14 protein-coding genes are annotated in these 18,170 nt (G+C 50.6%); 4 read left to right on the top strand and 10 right to left on the bottom strand.

What is annotated here, in order from left to right; genetic code table 11:
• Positions 1-94: 94 nt before the first annotated feature.
• From AC0YNS_RS27455 to AC0YNS_RS27430, 6 genes are all read right to left on the bottom strand, one after another.
• On the bottom strand, positions 95-1,696 hold the full coding sequence (locus AC0YNS_RS27455) for an extracellular solute-binding protein (protein WP_475784121.1): 1,602 nt from the start codon (positions 1,694-1,696) through the stop codon (positions 95-97).
• Between the two features lie 71 nt (positions 1,697-1,767).
• Positions 1,768-2,682: a carbohydrate ABC transporter permease gene (locus AC0YNS_RS27450; RefSeq protein WP_475784120.1), complete on the bottom strand. Its 915-nt coding sequence runs from the start codon at positions 2,680-2,682 to the stop codon at positions 1,768-1,770.
• A complete protein-coding gene (locus AC0YNS_RS27445) occupies positions 2,682-3,599 on the bottom strand; it encodes an ABC transporter permease (RefSeq protein ID WP_256208761.1) in 918 nt (305 codons plus the stop codon). Before AC0YNS_RS27445 ends, AC0YNS_RS27450 begins: the two co-directional genes overlap by 1 nt.
• Positions 3,600-3,828: 229 nt before the next feature.
• Positions 3,829-5,247 carry a response regulator gene (locus AC0YNS_RS27440; RefSeq protein WP_475784119.1) on the bottom strand — a complete coding sequence of 473 codons (1,419 nt, stop codon included), beginning with the start codon at positions 5,245-5,247 and terminating at the stop codon, positions 3,829-3,831.
• Complete coding sequence (locus AC0YNS_RS27435; protein ID WP_475784118.1) at positions 5,240-7,018, bottom strand: sensor histidine kinase; 1,779 nt, start codon at positions 7,016-7,018, stop codon at positions 5,240-5,242. Before AC0YNS_RS27435 ends, AC0YNS_RS27440 begins: the two co-directional genes overlap by 8 nt.
• A gap of 154 nt (positions 7,019-7,172) precedes the next feature.
• On the bottom strand, positions 7,173-8,189 hold the full coding sequence (locus AC0YNS_RS27430; RefSeq protein WP_475784117.1) for an iron-hydroxamate ABC transporter substrate-binding protein: 1,017 nt from the start codon (positions 8,187-8,189) through the stop codon (positions 7,173-7,175).
• Positions 8,190-8,413: 224 nt separating this feature from the next.
• Here AC0YNS_RS27430 and AC0YNS_RS27425 point away from each other — a divergent pair, with 224 nt between their 5' ends.
• Positions 8,414-9,511 carry an undecaprenyldiphospho-muramoylpentapeptide beta-N-acetylglucosaminyltransferase gene (locus AC0YNS_RS27425; RefSeq protein ID WP_475784116.1) on the top strand — a complete coding sequence of 366 codons (1,098 nt, stop codon included), beginning with the start codon at positions 8,414-8,416 and terminating at the stop codon, positions 9,509-9,511.
• A gap of 58 nt (positions 9,512-9,569) precedes the next feature.
• Here AC0YNS_RS27425 and AC0YNS_RS27420 read toward each other — a convergent pair whose 3' ends face one another.
• Entirely contained in the window at positions 9,570-9,953 is a 384-nt protein-coding gene (locus AC0YNS_RS27420) for a hypothetical protein (RefSeq protein WP_475784115.1), read from the bottom strand.
• 80 nt (positions 9,954-10,033) lie between these two features.
• Positions 10,034-11,374, bottom strand: coding sequence for an MFS transporter (locus tag AC0YNS_RS27415; protein ID WP_475784114.1), 1,341 nt, complete (start codon positions 11,372-11,374; stop codon positions 10,034-10,036).
• 406 nt (positions 11,375-11,780) lie between these two features.
• Here AC0YNS_RS27415 and AC0YNS_RS27410 point away from each other — a divergent pair, with 406 nt between their 5' ends.
• Together AC0YNS_RS27410 and AC0YNS_RS27405 are read left to right on the top strand one after the other, a co-directional pair.
• Entirely contained in the window at positions 11,781-12,671 is an 891-nt protein-coding gene (locus tag AC0YNS_RS27410; RefSeq protein ID WP_475784113.1) for a helix-turn-helix transcriptional regulator, read from the top strand.
• Positions 12,672-12,736: 65 nt separating this feature from the next.
• Positions 12,737-14,158, top strand: coding sequence for an ADP-ribosylglycohydrolase family protein (locus AC0YNS_RS27405; protein WP_475784112.1), 1,422 nt, complete (start codon positions 12,737-12,739; stop codon positions 14,156-14,158).
• 1,011 nt (positions 14,159-15,169) lie between these two features.
• On the opposite strand, the gene AC0YNS_RS27400 is transcribed toward AC0YNS_RS27405, so the two are convergent.
• Both AC0YNS_RS27400 and AC0YNS_RS27395 read right to left on the bottom strand, forming a co-directional pair.
• Positions 15,170-15,676: a hypothetical protein gene (locus tag AC0YNS_RS27400; RefSeq protein ID WP_475784111.1), complete on the bottom strand. Its 507-nt coding sequence runs from the start codon at positions 15,674-15,676 to the stop codon at positions 15,170-15,172.
• 83 nt (positions 15,677-15,759) lie between these two features.
• Complete coding sequence (locus AC0YNS_RS27395) at positions 15,760-16,800, bottom strand: CobW family GTP-binding protein (RefSeq protein WP_475784110.1); 1,041 nt, start codon at positions 16,798-16,800, stop codon at positions 15,760-15,762.
• Between the two features lie 248 nt (positions 16,801-17,048).
• On the opposite strand from AC0YNS_RS27395, the gene AC0YNS_RS27390 reads away from it, so the two are divergent.
• Positions 17,049-18,149, top strand: a complete 1,101-nt coding sequence (locus AC0YNS_RS27390) for a CobW family GTP-binding protein (RefSeq protein ID WP_475784109.1) — start codon at positions 17,049-17,051, stop codon at positions 18,147-18,149.
• The last annotated feature ends 21 nt before the right edge of the window (positions 18,150-18,170 follow it).

Raw genomic sequence — 18,170 nt, 5'->3', positions numbered from 1 at the left:
GTATACCTTACCTCCAATTTATTCGAATCGCTGCCAGAACAAAAGGTTGGAGTGGAAACCCGCATTCAGGCTCCCACTCCAATGATACTGCTATTTAGTTCTCATCCTTGAACTTCTCGTTCACTTGATCAATGGCATCCTGCAAGCCAAGACCCATTTGCTCATCGGCAAATTTCTTAAGCGCTGCTTTGATATCGTCATTGCCCATAACAAGCTTGGTTACCAAACCATCAATGTCTCCGCCGCCTGTGCTAAGCGAGCTAGCAAACGAATTGACAACCCAGTTTACTGGAGCTTTCTCACCGGTTTTCAGCGCTTCTGCCTCAACGCCATCCAAGTACTGTTGTACTTGCTCCGTCTCCGACGGACCATACCCTTCAATGTAACGCACGCCGTCACCCCAGATGGATAGACCGTTGAACACGGTTGAAGACGGGTACTTCTTCGCTAGATCAAAGCCTTCTTCACCAGAATGTTTATTGGTGATTTTATCGCCGTTTGGCTCCCAATCAACGCCTTCAAGTCCGTAGAACACGGTCTTCTGACCTTCCGGGGACGCAAGCCAATCCAGCAGGGCCAGAATGCGTTCTTGCTTCTCGTCACTAACTTCACCGTTAAAGAGCGTGCCGGACCAGTAGTCAAAATAGCCGTACAAGTAGTTTTTGCCGTCCGCTGCCGGAATGTTCGGCAAAATTTTCACGTGATCGATAATTTTCGAACCCGGGTTAGCTGCTGTCCAGCCCGGAATCATACCTGTCATTGTTTTCACCGTAGTGACGATTGCAGCTGCCTTGCCTTGATTAAACTTGCCGTCAGCATCCATGTTCGGAACCGCGAAATCCTTATCCATCAGACCGGATTTGAACAGGTCTCTCTCTCGTTCAACAACTTCAGCATAGCCATCCGTCATCCAGCCCGGAATCCATTGGCCGTCTACCTTCTGCCACCAGCCGCCGCCAGGAGCAACGTTGTGGAAGACGCTGTCATGCGTCCAGCCGATGTTATTCGTCGTAAGTCCGATTACGCCTTTCTTATCAGCCAGCGTTTTCAATACAACCTTCAGCTCATCGTACGTCGTCGGATCTTTGAGCCCCAGCTCTTCCATCCAATCCTTACGAATCAGAATGCCGCGGTCGTTCGGAAGCTCATTGCGGTTAGCAAGCATCCTTGGCACAAAGTAGCTCTTGCCATCGGCTGCATTCGCGCCTTGAACGTCCGGAAGATCGATATATTTCTTCAGATTCGGAAATCTGCCCATATCGTCCGGCAGCGGCTTTATGATCCCTTGATCGACCCATTGATTGAACAAGTCACCGCTTGTCGCATCCGAGAAGAAGGCATCAGGCAGTTGACCGGAAGCGGCCCACAGCTTCGTTCTGTCCGAGTAATCGCTCCACGATTCATTAACCGGCTTGATTGTGATATTGAATTTATCTTGAATCATCTTCAGCATATCGTCCGGTTGGCCATCTTTAATCGCGGAAGCGATGTCAAAATACGCAATGGACACTTCCAAATGTTCTTTGTAAAGATCGGCTTCGGCTGCATTCCCATTGCCCGTGTTCGCTGCATTGTTCGTTGCCGCTGAATTGCCTGAATTGTTCGATGTATCCGCATTCGACCCGCAACCTGCCAGCAAGGTGGTTGCAAGCAGCGCTGTGCTAAGACCTACGGTAAGAGTTTTCTTGTTCTTCATATCTCTTGTATCCCCCTCAAGTAATGTATCTTCTTTCAAGGCCCCGGTACCGGTAATCAGCTTCAAAGGAATTAACCTTTGATCGAACCGATCATCACCCCCTTAGTGAAATACTTTTGCAGGAAGGGATAGACGGCCATGATCGGTAAGCTCGTTACCATAATTGCTGCCATTTTGAGTGAATCCTGTGGAATTTTCACTTTCGATTGATCGATAACCGATACACCGTTATTCATGCTTAATATTTGAGAAATACTAGTCAACATGTTGCGCAGCATGAGCTGCATCGGATATTTATCCGCATCGGTCAGGAACAGCATCGGCGTATACCAATCGTTCCAGCGATCCACCGCGTAGAAGAGCGAGATAGAAGCAATGACCGGCATCGAGGTCGGAATGACGATGCGCATCAGGATCGCGAAATCGCCTGCCCCGTCGATCTTGGCCGACTCCTCCAGACTCGTCGGGAAATCCCGGAAGAAGGAGAGCATAATCCAAATATAGAACGTATTGAGCGCCGATGGGAGAATCATAACCCAATAGCTGTTCTGTAAGCCAACACCTTTAATCGTCAAGTAGTACGGAATAAGGCCGCCTCCGAAGAACATCGTGAAGATAATGAAGCCCATAATATATTTCCAGCCCGGCATCCCTCTCTTGCTGAGCGCATAAGCGGCAACCGTCGTTAGAAACAAGCTGATTAACGTACCTAGGATTGTAACAGACATCGAGACCGCGAAGGCTCTGCCGACGCCGTACTTAATAATCTGCTCGTAACCCTCAAGTGTAAAAGTCGTCGGCCAGATCAAGCCGGTCGGCGTTCCGAATGAGCTGATTAATACGGTATAGAACGGAAATATGGCCGCTACTGCTGCGATGATAAATAGGGCATGCAGTAGGATGTCTGCTTTGCTCTTTCCCCTATTTGCCAAACGATGCTCTTCTTGACCGCCGACGTTCTGATTTACAACTGTAGTTTCTGCCATTACATCAGCCCCTCCTGACCCATACGTTTCACGAAATAATTAGCAATCAGCAAGAGGGCCAAACTGATAACCGACTTAAACAATCCAACTGCCGTAATGATACCGAAGCCAAGATTAACTCTTCCGGAGAACGATAATCGGTACATAAACGTATCGAGAATATCCGCCACATCGTAAACGCCCGGACTGTACAGGTTGAAAATCTGATCGAAGCCGCCATTCATGATGCCGCTGACAGCCAGAATCAGCATCATTGCAGCAACCCCATTAATCGATGGCCAAGTAATGTGAAGCATCTGCTTCCACCTGTTAGCGCCATCCATATAAGCTGCCTCATACAGCTCCGGACTTATCCCGGCAATAGCGGCCAGATAGATAATGGCTCCCCAGCCTGCTTCCTTCCATATATTCGTCGAGTACAGCAGCCCTCTGAACGTATCCGGATCGGATAGCAAACTGACATTCTCAAGGCCAATATGCGATAGCACCAAATGTACCGCACCTGTGTTGCCAAGGATATTCACGAGAATACCGCCAAGCACGACCCAGGAGAGGAAATGCGGAAACGTGAATACGGTTTGGTACAGCTTCTTCAGCTTGGAGCCTGCGACCTCGTTAAGCAGCAGGGCTACGATAATCGCCATCGGAAACTCGATGATGAGCCTGCCGATACTGATGACGATGGTATTCTGGAACGCCGTCCAGAAATCGGAATACTTGAAGATGTACCGGAAGTTGTCCAACCCAACCCATGGACTGCCCAATATGCCTTTGTTGTACATGAATTTCTTGAAGGAGAGCGTGACGCCGTACATGGGGATGTACGCGAAGATCGCGTAGTAAACGACAATGGGCACTAAGAACAAATAAAACATTTTATACTGCAAGATCCGTTTCCATAGCACTGTACCGTTCAAATGAACCATCTCCAATATACGTATGTCGTCTTACCTGCTGTTCTGTAAGGTATAGAACTATATTAGCCGCAAATGAAAGCGCTTCCCATGTACAATGAATAGCAGCTTTTGTATTCAGAATCGGTCATTTTCCGTTAGGATTCTGCTTACATCTAACAAATAGACAAGAACTAATAATAATTGTCCATTTCCGTTCGTTCAATAAAAAAAGAACGGCGGAATGCCGTCCCTATTTACTCACTCGATATTCTCTTGGCGTCTTGCCGACGATCTTCTTGAATATTTTGCTGAAATAATAAGCATCCGGATAGCCCGCGCGTTCCCCGACACGGTGGATGGGCAGGTTGCTGTTCCTCAGCAGCTCACAAGCATGACGGACGCGAAGCTCAGCCAAGTAATCCGTAAACGATTGGCTGACATGCTTGATAAACAGCTGACTGATATAATTCCGGTTCATATAAAATTCATCAGCCAGCATCTGAAGCGATAGATTCTCCTGGTAGTGATTGTTCACGTACTCAATGACGGCAACGAATGACTCGCTGCGGAAATGCCCTTGATGATACATGCCGCCTAAGTAAGCACCTGACATACGTTTCAAATCCTGGATTAATTCCGCGATATCCTGATATCGCTCGATTAATCGTTCATAGTCGACCAGCAAGTATCTGGCAAGCTTCTCTGAATCATTATTCTGCGAATGTATAATGGTCGTTAATACCGTGTTATGGAGGAAGAAGGCGTGCTTGATCTGGTAGGCGCCGGCACGGAACGACTGCTCATATTGCTCGAATAGCGACATCAATTCAGTCAAATTCCGATTCTGAAGTGCAGCGGGCAGCTGTTTGAAATCCGAGAAGCCCTTCGACTCACCGACTTGGAGCACGGTTGGCTGGCCGGTTATAAAGTATTGGAAGGCTGCCATCTCCGCATCCTCGATGGCTCCCTTCAGCTCTGCAACGTGATGGAATAATCCGCTGATCCCGATGCCGCGGAATGTGGCGCTGCTATTTGTCAAATGCCCGTAAAGCGATTCCGGCTGATCCTCTTCCGTTACGATATATACGCTCTTCCCCCCGCTTGCGCTCAGCCTCATATGCCGATATGGACGAAGCAGCAGATTCAAGTCGTTAACATCCAAACCGACAACAACACGTAAACCGCTTGCAGCATCGAAGCCGGCATTGGTCAGCAGCTTCATCACTCGCTCACTGCCGTCTTGCTTATCCTCCACAATCCATTCCAGCATAGAAGGCACATCTTTGGCCGAACGTTCATCCAGCCTCTCTTTGGCTTTCTTGAGCAGTGGAATGATCTCCTCTTCCTCAATTGGCTTCAGACAATACCCAATTGCTCCTAAATTCATGCATTTCTGTACGTACGAGAACTCCGCGAAGCCGCTGACGACAATGAAGAGCGTATCCAGCTGCAGCTCGTTGCATTTCTTAATGAGCTCCAAGCCGCTGATCTGCGGCATCCGAATATCGACGAAGGCCAAATCGGGATTGATCTCTTTCATGATCTCAAGCGCTCTTGGACTTTGCGTTTCGGTAGCGACGATCTCAAAGCCAAAACGGGACCACTCGATGGTATCCAGCAGATTCTTCACGACCCACTGCTCATCATCGACAATCATAGCTCTATACATGGTCAGCTCCTCCTACCATTTGAACGGGAATCCGGATCGTAACGACGGTGCCTCTATTTTCTTTGCTCCATATATCCAGTCCATAATCATGGTCATAATGAAATTGCAGGCGATGATGGACATTCATCAGTCCAACGCCGTCAGACTTCGCGGCATCGGGCTTCATCTGACGGTCCGAATGAAGCTGGTACCTCAATCTAGCTAATCGTTTCTCGTCAATGCCAATGCCGTCATCGCTGACGATCACAATCAGATCATGCCCGCTGTTGAGATCGTAGTGAGCGGTAATGGTCAGTTTGCCTTGTTCATATCTCGGTTCCAGCCCGTGATAGACGGCATTCTCGACTAAGGGCTGCAGGATCATTTTCGGTACAACAGCAGACTTTAAGCTCTCCGGGATATCGCACTGAAAGGTAAAACGGTTCGAGAAGCGAATCATCTGAATGTTCATATACGCTTCTGCAATGCGGATTTCATCGGACAGCAAAACTGTGTCCTGACCTTTGATACTGTATCGGAATATCCGAGACAAAGCCCCGGTCATCTCGCGAATCTCCGGCACGCCGCGCTCGGAAGCAAGACCGCGAATCGTATCCAGCGTATTGTAGAGGAAATGCGGATTGACCTGACTCTTGAGAAAATCAAACTCGGCGCGCTTCTTCTCAATTTCCGACTTTAACAGCCGTTCGTTCGAATCGACCAGCTGCTCGGTGAGATCCTGCACGTCCGAGAGCATCTGATTGTACCTGATGCCGATGACTTCCGCTTCTGTAGATCCTTGCAAATCCAGCCTTTTGTTCAAATCGTCCTTATGGTGAATTCTCATATAATGATAGAGTTTGCGCAGCGGCAAAATCATATTGTTCAGTATCAGCACGAACGGAATGATAAGCAGCAGTATGCCGACACCTAAGGCAATCATCGTCTGCTTGCGCAGCTTGCGGATATCCTTGAAGAAAACATCATCCGGAATCAAACGGACGAATTTCCCGCCGATTTGGGGCAGTTCCTTCACTTGAATATGCTGCAGCTTGCCATCCACCTGCACAATGCCGCTTTCCGATTCGTGGCTTGGTAAGCGGAACGGTTGTCCGATTTTATCACGAGCATTGCTCATGAATATCGTGTTGTTCCGATCCAGCAAGTATACGCTCGTTCCGGGCTGGAGAGATTTGATGTCATAGCCGCCGGTAAGTGTAGCTGCGTCGATAAGCAGGATGATCTGACCGATCTCGTTCGTATAGTTGTTGTGAATGTCACTGGAGAAAATGTTCGTACCGACAGCGAAGCAGTAACGTTCGAGCCCTATGTTTTTGCAGGTTTGAATGGCAGAGAAATACGAATCCGCCTTCTTCGGCATCTTGACGTTAAACTGACTCAGCGTACTGCCCTGCAGGGAGAAGGTTTCGCCGTTCTTACCGATGATTAGGAAATCCAAGATCCCCGGCTTAACCGTAGATAAGTTGATGAATAAATTCCTCAGCGTCGGATAACGCTGCAGCTTGGACAAGGGATCCTCGTCCAGCAAATAATCCTGGATCGATTTATTATAGGCGACATTGTAGGTCAGCCATTTCACTACATCATAATTCGATAGAATCGTTTGTTCAATCTGGCTGAACATATCGTTTGTATAGACCTCGTTGTTCTTAGTCAGAAAGGCCGCGCTTCGGCTGTAGTTAAACAACAGAATTGCGATAATCATGCCCATCGTTAAAGTTGCAATGAGGAACATCTGCCCTCTGATCGGCAGCTTACGCAACACATTCATAGTCTGTCATCCTGCCTCGATATGGATTGAAACGTTTCGACTCCAATTATAGCACAGAAGGTGAAACCGCTGTCAGTGTCGATATTGCCGATGCAAAATAAAAGCGTGCAGCTCCTCTTCATCGGAATGAAAAGGATTGCACGCTTCTAAATTATTATTTCACGAGCAGCTTAACAGCATCGTCCATCATTTGCTCGCCGGCGATTTTGCCGGAGTAGAGCCATGCGCTTGAAGCCGGAACTTCATAAACATGGTTGTTCTTCACAGCAGGGATGTTCTTCCATACTGGGTTTTTCAACGTTTCAGCTGCATCGGTTTTGTCGCTGTTCACAAGAATGATGTGATCGGCTGTCAATTCCGCAAGCTTCTCCATCGCAACCGGATTCCAAGAAGCTTTGGACTTCTCCGGAATTTCGTTAACCAGGTTCGGAGGCGTTACGCCAAGATCCTTGTACAGGACCGCGCCGCTTGATTTCGTTTCATCTACGATATAGAAGTTCTTCGCTACGAGCCATAGAACTGCTACGGACTGCTTATCGATCGCGCCGGCAAGCTTCGCTTTCGTGTCAGCTGCTTTCTGATCGTAGTCGGCAATTGCTTTCTCTGCATCGTCGCTCTGATTGAGCAGGCCGCCGATTGTCTTCAGAGTTTCGCGCCAGTCGTTGTTTACTTTGTCGCCAAGTACGTAAGTAGGAGCGATCTTCGCATATTGCTCATAAAGCCCCTTCTGTACAGCAGACTCGGAACCGACGATGATGAGATCCGGTGTTAAGCTCAGTACATTCTCAACCGGCAGATCCCAGCCAATTGTAGGTACATCTTTCAATTGCGGTGCCAGGTAATCTTGAATGCCGTTTGCAACAGACCACTGAGCAACAGGCGTCTTACCAAGCGTTATTACCGGATCTTCTAAATAAGAAGCGAGGATACGCTTCGGCTCAGCAGGAATTGTAACATCATGGCCCATGCCGTCCTTAACTACTTTCTCAGTTGGAGGCTCAGTTGCCGCGTTGTCGCCGGTATTCTCAGCAGCGTTGTTGCCGCTGTTCTCAGTTGCGGTGTTGCCACTGTTATTCTCGGATTTGTTGCCGCACGCGGATACAACCAGCATCAATGCCAGCAAACCCGTCATGATCAAACTAAACTTTCTAACCGTACTTGTCTTAAACAATGTAACTGCCCCCTGATGATAAAGATTTCTTCACTACACTGCATGATAATGAATATCATTTTCAAAGTCAAGACATAGTGATGGATTTCCTTGTCATGTTCGCGCTGTATACGCGCATAGTGTTCTAAGATATAGGAAATGGTCCAGTAACGTCCTTCGCTATCTCCCGACTTATAGAAACTTGTGGTACGCTTGTCATAATGATGTTATCAAGGAGTGCCCTCATGCCAAATCAAACCCTTTCCTCTCCACGGGAAACGAAGCCGCGCCATATTCTGTTTACCGGCGGCGGCTCAGCGGGACATGTGACCGTCAATACGGCACTAATCCCCACATTGCTCGATCGAGGCTGGAAGGTCTCGTATATCGGCTCGAAGAACGGGATTGAGAAGCAGCTCGTGAGCCGACTCTCCGGCGTCGATTATTACGGCATCTCGACAGGAAAGCTGCGCCGCTACATCGATTTGGAAAATGTGAAAGATCCTTTCCGTGTCGTCAAAGGCGTCTTCCAGGCATTCCGCCTCATTAGAGGACTAAAGCCCGACATGCTCTTCTCCAAAGGCGGCTTCGTCTCCGTTCCGGTCGTCATTGGCGCTTGGTTGAACCGGGTGCCGGTCATCATCCATGAATCGGATTTGACCCCCGGCCTTGCTAATCGGATTGCTGGGCCATTCGCTAAGCGGATCTGCATCACCTTCGCGGAGACCGCCCAGCATATTAAAGGCGACAAAGCCGTTCATGTCGGGCCGATCATACGCAGCGAGCTGCGCGAGGGAAGCGCGTGGAAAGGCATCAAGTGGTGCAAGTTCACACCTGGGAAGCCTGTCCTTCTCATTATGGGCGGAAGCCTCGGCTCCCAGCGCATCAACGAAACCATCCGGCGCAATGTCGCTGAGCTCACGCGCACGTACCAAATCATTCATATATGCGGCAAAGGGGAGCTGGACGCAAGCTTCGACCGCATCCCCGGCTATCGGCAATATGAATATATCCATGATGAGCTGGCTGATGCGCTCGCATGTACGGAACTCGTCGTTTCGCGGGCCGGCTCCAATTCGATCTTCGAGTTTCTCGCGCTCTGCAAGCCGATGCTGCTCATTCCGCTTTCGAAGGATGCGAGCCGCGGCGATCAGATTCTAAATGCCGAATCGTTCCGGCAATCCGGTTATTGCGAGGTGCTGCAGGAGGAGGAGCTGACGGATGAAACGTTCTTATCGCGGCTTGCCTCGCTGTACAGCAATCGGGATGCGATCAAAGAACGTATGCGGCAGCATGGGCAGGATGATGCCGTCAGCCGATTAATCGCACTTCTTATGGAATAAGGGGAATCTAAAAATGGCTCGTTCGCAGTTTTCTGCAAACGAGCCATCTTAATGTGTGTTACAGCATTACAGGGCTAAGGCTGGTAATGAAAGCAAGATCAGCTTGCGTGTAACGCTGGTCTTCGACCAAGTTTCCATATTCGTCGAGTCCGGTTACAGACATTAGCGCATTCGGAACCCCTGCTTCTACAGTCACCGACAATTGCACTTCATACGTGACATTCCCTGCAATATAAAATTCCCGTACGTCGTACGAATCTTCAAGTACTTCGTACATGGAGTAATACGCCGTATAGAAGTCACTGGAATCGACAGAAGCGAATATTTGTACAGTAATCCATACGGAATCATCGGTGTCCAGATTTCTCGTGTTCACGACGATATTGGTCGCCGCAGTTCCGGAAGCTCTGGTGTTGGTAACTACGCCTGTTGAATAAGCCATAATCACATCAACTCCTTTCAAGTAGACATGCTGTATTATATGACAAGCTGTCTACATTGACTGGGGTTTTATGTCATAATCTATGAACCCTTCTTCCTGGCGTTCAGGCTTACCATCATCTCTGCGTAACGACGTTCAGATAGTTGATAGAACGATATACATAGAACACAAAGCAGCAAGCCGATTGCCGGTAAGATGGACATCATCACATGAATACCTGTCAGCACGGTATCGGTTTGGTCTTGATCAGCCACATAGCCGGACAGCGAAAGTCCGTATCCCGCTATTGCACCTGCGATTGCAGAGCAAAGCTTCGCATTGAATGTTCCGACGGAGGTCACTATGCTCTCGGAGCGTTTCCCCGTCTTCCACTCTGCATATTCAATGGTATCCGCCTGCATGGATGTAATTAGGACAAGAATAAAGCCGAGTCCGAACATACTGATCGCATTGACAGTGAACAGAACGGCTGTATTCTCCGGTTGGATAAAGAAGAGCACCAGATTCGCAGCGATTCCAATAATACCGCCGATAATGAAGGTCGTTTTCTTCCCTCTCTTCGCTGCTATCTTCGGCGTGATGCCCATTGCCAAGAGCATCAGAAGCATCGCGCTTAACAGAAACAGCGGAAGCTTGTCTTCGTCGCCAACATTATATTTCATAAAATAAATCGCCATCGTATTCTTCAGCACGAGCGGCGTTGTAGCGAAGAAGCTCGCAAGCGTCACAATAAGCAGCGGTTTATTGCGAATGACCACGTTTACGCTGGCTTTCAGCGACTCATGCTCTGCTCTTGTTCCAACTAATCGCTCGTGTGTGTTTCGGAACATCAGCATGATAAGTAAGACACAGATGAGTGCAAATATAATCGCCGTCCACAAGTAACCGTTTGCATCATTGTCACCGCCAAGCGCCTTCACAAGCGGACTGACTGCACCGCTGGCAATGATGATGCCGACTGCACCGAGGATTTTGGGAAAGGCAATAATTTTGGTGCGTTCTGCCGGATCGTTCGTGAGCGTTGGTGCAATGGACCAATACGGTACGTCGAATAGGGAATACGCCGTGTTCCAAAGCATGTACGTGACATAGATGTAGACAATCTTCATTGGCATGCTAAAGTCAGGGGCGTAGAAGCACATTACGGTTAGCAATGCGACGATCACGCCTCCGAGCAGGACGAACGGTTTGAATTTGCCCCATCTCGTATTGGCGCGGTCGATAAACACGGCCACTACCGGGTCAAGCACAGCATCCCATATCCGTGCAATCAGAAACAACGTGCCGACGATCGCAGCATCAATGCCGAACTCATCCGTGTAGAAAACCATGAGGAATGTAGTTACGAGACCATAAATCAGGTTTTGCCCAAGTGCGCCTAATCCATAAGACCATTTTTCCTTTGCGCTTAATGCCTTCATCCCACTGTCTCCTTAGGTTCATCTTTCATTGCTGCCTACTTAAAGTCCTAGTACTACTCGCCTATCAGTGTAATTTGGTTGACCGATTGTTGCAAGATGATATGCTTGAATTCTATGATCGTGAAACTAAAAAAGATGCCTTTCGCTCCGGGAAACGCCCGTGCGATTGACATCTTTCTAGTCCAGCAGCTGCTTTACGCCTATAATGATGGCCGCCCATAGCGCCAGGGATACGGCAATTGCTGCAAGATAACTCCATTTGAAGCGCATATGATGCATGTTTCACCTCTTATCTATCCCAATAGTATCGTCAAAACCGATTCTGCACAATTGGTTTGTCCCTATTAGGAGAGTCTTTTGGGCTATCCCGCAATCATCGCTTTGTGATAAGGAGGAAATTCCGGCAATGAAGCTTACGATTACGTATGAGCATGAAATTCCGATTAACGCCTTCTATTGGACACCTAAAGCCTATCGACAGCCTTTGCATGCGCATACAAGTTTAGAAATGGGATTATGTTTGTCGGGGACGGGGACGTTTTATTTTGGGAATAAACAATATCATGTCCGGGAAGGCGACTTCTTCCTCGTTAATAATGAGGAGCTGCATATTGCGCAGTCGGATCCCCTTCATCCCAGTCACTATCTGTTTCTGAATTTCGACAGCGACTTGCTCATGAAAGAAGATCCGAGCTTGCTGCTTCCCTTCTCTTACCATTCAGAGCATTTCAGCAACCTCATTGCCGCCGATACTCCACTTGCTGCGGCCATCGCGCCATGGATGACGACGATTGAACGGGAGCTGCGTGAAGGTAAGCCGGGCTACATCGCGCTGGCCAAGAGTGCCCTCATCCAGCTGTGCGGCCTGCTCTTGCGGCATTACCATAGCGGACTTACCGCCTCGCAGCAGCGAATGATGGTGCAATCGGTCAATCAGACCAAGGCGCTGGCCTCGCTGGTTGAACAGCGCTACCGCGAATCGATCAGTCTCCAAGATATTGCGCAGGAGCTCGGCATCAGCGTGTCTCGAGCGAGCCGTGTGTTTCACGAGACTACAGGCCGCCGATTCGCCGACTATGTGGCCATGCTTCGGGTCCAAGAAGCGAAGCGGCTGCTGGCCGGAACCGACAAGCAGGTGGCTCATATCGGGTTCGAATGCGGCTTCCAAAGTTTAGCTACCTTTTACCGTGTATTCAAGGAGTCGACAGGCATTTCACCGGTTCATTTTCGCCAAACCCTCGGGCTCGCACCGGATGCAGCTTCCGCAAAAAATGAGAGTTTCCCGCCTGTACCGTGAGAAGATGCATCATCTATTGTCCGATACAATAGATATATACGTTAGAGAGGACTGGTGAATGCTATATGGCAGGTTGGGCTCCCTTATTTTCACTGATTCAAGAAGAGATAAAGCAGCGTGGTGAAGAAGGCTGTGATGTGACCGGGTTTGCGGAGAAGCTGGAGGCGGTTAAGGCGAATAGTAATAACGAGTCCGCGCTGATGGACATCTATAGCGAATTGATGGCACTTCCGATTCGAGCGGATTTCCCTTATTCGGAGCCCTCCGATCTGGAAACGATCCGTGCCGAAAGCCCAGCAGGACTGACAGTTGCTACGCCTTCGCTGACCGACGGTGAATGGCTCGATAAGTTTAACGGCGCATGGCTCGGTCGTTCCGCGGGCTGCGCGCTCGGCAAGCCGCTCGAAGCAGGTCCGTACATGAACGGTTCCGGCGGCAGACCCGGCTGGGCGAATGTGAAGCTGTGGTTTGAAGGCGCGGATGCCTGGCCGATTCAAGGGTATACGCCTGTCGAGTCCGCCAGTGTTGAAGACTACCCGGATCTACATATCGCCATGTGGTGCAAAGCGAGCACACGCGAGCATATCGCTTACATGGAAACGGATGACGATATCCGCTACACCGTGCTCGGCCTTCATATGCTGGAGGAACGCGGAACGGATTTCGACTCGTGGGATATCGGCAAAATGTGGCACCGCAAGCTCAGCTACGCCCAAGTCTGCACGGCGGAAACGCAGGCGTATCTGAACTTCGCCCAAGTGACCTCGCATATGGGCGATTCCAGCCCGGAAGAGCGGCTTGCCTCTAAGAATTGGGTGCGAACCTACCTGAATCCGTACCGGGAATGGATCGGCGCGCAAATCCGCGTTGACGGTTACGCGTATGGCGCTGCCGGTAATCCTGAGCTGGCGGCGGAACTCGCTTGGAAGGATTCCTCGTTCTCCCATGTGAAGAACGGCATCTATGGCGCGATGTTCTGTTCGGCTATGATTGCCGCTGCTTTCGTAGAGACTGACGTTCGCCGCATCGTAGAGATCGGGCTCAGCGTTATCCCGGCGGGCAGCAGACTCGCGGAGGACGTCCGATTCGCGATCGAGATTGCGAATTCGACGACGGATCAAGTCGAGCTCGTCAGCCGCATCTGGGAAGCGTTCAAGCATTACGATGCCGTGCATACGAACAATAATGCGGCGCTCTGCGCGGCTGCCTTGCTTTACTCCGGCGGCGATTTCGAGAAAGGCATTACGACAGCCGTACTCGGCGGCTGGGATACGGACTGCAACGGCGCGACTGTCGGCTCCATCCTCGGTGCGATGCTGGGGGCCGGCGCACTGCCTGCTTCTTGGACGACACCGCTTAACGACAAGCTGTACGCGGAAGTGACCGGCTTCCATCCGATTGCAATTTCGGATTGCGCTCGCAGAAGCTACGAGGTATTCCGCAAGATACAGGCACAACCGCCGGCTGCGGCTGCGGTTAACGTATAATCGAAAGGAGCTAAGCGGCTGGGATGCGCTTAGCTCCTTTGTTTTGGGGAGGGCCAGGGGCTCAGAGGGGGCACAAGTTGCTGCTGCTGGCATGGCATCGCCTCGCCTCGCCTGCGGAAGCTCGTTCTGAGCGAAAATGCTGCATTTCATGCAAATTGGCTCTGTCTGGCTGCCTGCGGAAGCTCGTTCTGAGCGAAAATGCTGCATTTCATGCAAATTGGCTCTGTCTGGCTGCCTGCGTGAACTCCTCCTTGATCGCCTACCTGGCTTGACCACCTGAGGGAACTCGTCTTGAGCGAAAGTGTTGCATTTCATGCAACATAAATGGTGTTTTGCTGCTGCAATGGGAAAATTGTTGCAGAATCTGCAACATAAATGGAATTCTACCCATCGGAACGTCGGATTTGATGCATATTCTGCAACATTTCCTCAGCAGCACTCTTAAGAACTCCTATCTGCGAAAACAAATTAGATCTTGTTAATCGCATATATTTCGCGGGAAGCTCTAACGGATCGTACAGGGCTTATTTGGTGGTATTCAGGTATCTGGGAGCTGATTACGTGGGGGAAACCGGGCTAGTCTGTTAGCGGAGAGTGCGACTTTGGAACTCTCAGCTTCATTTTGACGTGGTTTCGGTGGTGAGAGTTCGTTAATCGCACTCTCACCATCATCGCGGAGGGAGTCGGGTTAGTCTGTTTGCTGAGCGTGCGACTTTGGAACTCTCAGCTTCATTTCGGCGTGGTTTCTGTTAAACCGAAAGTCGCTGGAAACGAGTAAAGAGTAGTACCCAGAACCACACATCCTCGGTTTCTGTGGTGAGCGTTCGTTTGTCGCACTCTTACCATCCATCGAGGGGGGAACCGAGTTAGTTTGTTTGCTGAGCGTGCGACTTTGGAACTTGCAGCATACATAGAAGCGAAAGCTCAGCAATACCAGCCACAATAGAAAAAAGGGCAGCCTCGAAAGTCGCTTTTGCAACTTTCCGAGACTACCCTTGTTGTTTGTGGCCACTATGAAGCCGAATAAGACTTGGACTTCTGGTCCTTGTGGTCCTTCTTCATGCCGTGCTCCTTGCAGGCAGCGTGAAGTTCCTCGCGAAGCTGCTCGGCTGTTTTCCCTTCCGTCTTGATACCCAGACGTGTCGCTTTCTCCTGCAGACGTGCCAATCGCTCCGCTTTCTTCTCTGCCTTGAATTTCTCCCACTTCGTAGGACTCTTCTTAATGGCAGCTTTCAGCTCTTCTTGCAATTGCTCTGCGGTTTTCCCTTCGGTTGAGATCCCGAAGTAAACAGCCGCTTTCTGCAGATGCTCCAGCTTACGGGCCTCGCGGTGTTCACGGCCTTTGCCGTGATCGTCATGTCTCCAGTGCTCTTGCTTCTGTTCATGCTGCGCCTGCAGCTGGTCAGAGGATGGTATCGCCATTTCAGTACCATTCGCGTATACCGTGCCTGCTGTTAGAATGAGCGCGGCAGCTGTGCCGAGGATGGCCAGCCGCGTACGCAAACGATTCGTTGTCATGTACATCAGCTCCCTTTCGCGGGCTGTGAAACTGCCCAGTCTGCGATAGTATCCCCGACATACCCTAAATTATTCCAACTATTCTAATCTTGATTAGCCTCTGTAAGCTCTGCCAATTCCCGCTCCAAGACATCCTTGGCAAAATGCTCCCCGATGAACACCGCAACGTCATTCACAGTACCCTGCGGCGTGATCCGAATAAACTCCACCTCGCGATAGGCGTATTGGAAGAGGAACCGACTGTTCGTATCGGTGAATGTGACGATGCCTTTGGCCCGATATACTTCCTTCGGCAGCCTGTTAATGAGGGCTTCAAAGGCATGACTGTCAACGGGACCGGACAAATAATGCGTCAGCGTCATGACATGCGCGTGCGAATTATAAGGCTCGTCAGCGTGTTTATGATCGTGATTGTGGTCATGATCGTCAGCTTGGTCATGATCATGCTGGCAGTTCGCGCCGCACACATGATTGCTGTTCTGCGCCGGTTGTGCTGCGCTGAATTCCGGTTTCGCTTTGGCTGCCGCTGCTTGATCGAACATCCCCAGGTCGACGATGCAGCGAACCGTCACCGTCAGCGGAGCATACGCATTCAGCTCGCGCACCAGCTGCTGGACCTCTACGAGCTCCTCCGGTGCGAGCTTGTCGGCTTTGTTGACGATCAGATCCGTCGCGCAGCGAATTTGATCCTGCATGAGCTTGAAGGTTTTGCCGCCCCGGCGGCTGCGAACGAGCAGCTCCGGTCCGTCGACGACAGTTGCAATCGTGCGCAGATCGAGGCGCATGAATAGCGCCGCCTCTGTAATGGCGTCGATGATTTCCATCGGATTGGCAGCGCCTGTGGATTCGATCAGCACAACATCAGGCTGATGCTCCTCGATCAGCTCTTTCAGCTCGATGCTCAGATCGCCGCGAATGGTGCAGCAGATACAGCCGCTTAGCATTTCGGCCATGGGTACATCCTGATCGACGAATTGACCATCTAAGTTGACGTCGCCGAGCTCATTCATAATGATCGCGACCTTCACATCTTGCGCTTTATAGTAATCTACTACATGGTTTAGAAGGGTTGTTTTGCCGCTGCCCAGAAAGCCTGACAGCAAATGGATTGGGATGGCATTCATAGTTCGTGTTCGTCCTCTCGTTAAGTGTTCAGGGAACCAATCGCTTGCGTGCTGATTGGTCTCCGAACGAAGTTGGCTAAATTATACCGTTATTTCGATGAATTTAACAGCTTGCTCTGGTAGGTTTGCTCTCTGTCGCCCTTACTGCTGCGCACGCCCGAGATTCTGCCCGAAGAGGTTTTATTTTGGCCGAATGCCGCATATCCTTCTTTGAATGTGGACCTTGGAGGGAGTGTGAGCGCTCGAACATGGAACAATCAGCAATCCCGGTAATCGTATTAAGCGGCTTTCTGGGCAGCGGCAAAACAACACTGCTTCTGAGGCTGCTGCAGCATGCCAAGGCTACCGGTTTACGCGCATCTGTATTGATGAATGAAATCGGAGCCGTTGACGTCGATGGAACGATGGTGAGCAGTGCATCTGCCACTCAGATGCTGGAGCGGATTACGGAAGGCTGCCTGTGCTGCAGCAAGAAGAGCGAGCTAGCCTCTTGCTTGGAGCGGCTTGCGCTGATGCAGCCGGATGTGATCGTGATGGAGCTAACCGGTGTGGCGAACCCGGAGGAAATTGCAGAGGCGATTACGGAGCCGACTATTATCGGCAAGGTGCAGCTGCACCGAATCGTAACGGTGCTGGATGCCGAGCATGCGCTCGACTATAACAGCATCTTCTCCTCTGACCGCGAGCTGATTCGTACGCTGCGCAAGCAGATTGAGGCGGCGGACTTTATCATCGCCAATAAATTCGACCTCATATCCAATCGAACCGCGGATAAAGTGAAGCAGCTCATTCACGATCGCAACCAGGCTGCCGAAGTCATCACGGCAACACGCTGCGAGATCGATTCCGCGCTTGTATTCGCGGGAATCTCCCCTTCACCCGCGCGGAGGCAGCCTGTCATCTCCGGCACGCGGACGGCTTTCGCAACCGGCGGACGCGTGCTGCCGGAGAAGCTGCCGGCCAGCGGAGGAGGCGGCGGTATCGGCAAGTCGCCGGCGACCGGCGGCAAGCAAACCGCGTCCGCGCAGCCAGGCGTCACCGCAACCCAAGCGCCAAGCTCGTATTCGCGCATTCGAACGGCAGCGATTTATCCCGGCGCAGATGCAGCCGGACTTTCGCGGCGCCAGTTCGAAGCCTTTATCAGCGGGCGCGGCAACAATTGCCTGCGTGCCAAGGGTTATTTGCCTTACGGCAAGGATGGCAGCCTCATGCTGTTCCAGCTGGCGGGCAAAAGGCTGGAATGGTCGCCGAGCGGCTACGAAGGTGAGCCGTATTTTGTCATGATCGGCATCGAGCTCGATGAGAGCAAGATCAAACAGGAGTGGGCACGGTTCACTGCTCGCAAATAAAGAAGGGATATCTCACCTGCC

It is taken from the genome of Paenibacillus sp. J22FR21 (assembly GCF_056269135.1).
Note: the sequence above shows the minus strand (reverse complement) of the source record. Positions and strands in the feature narration are given on the sequence as shown.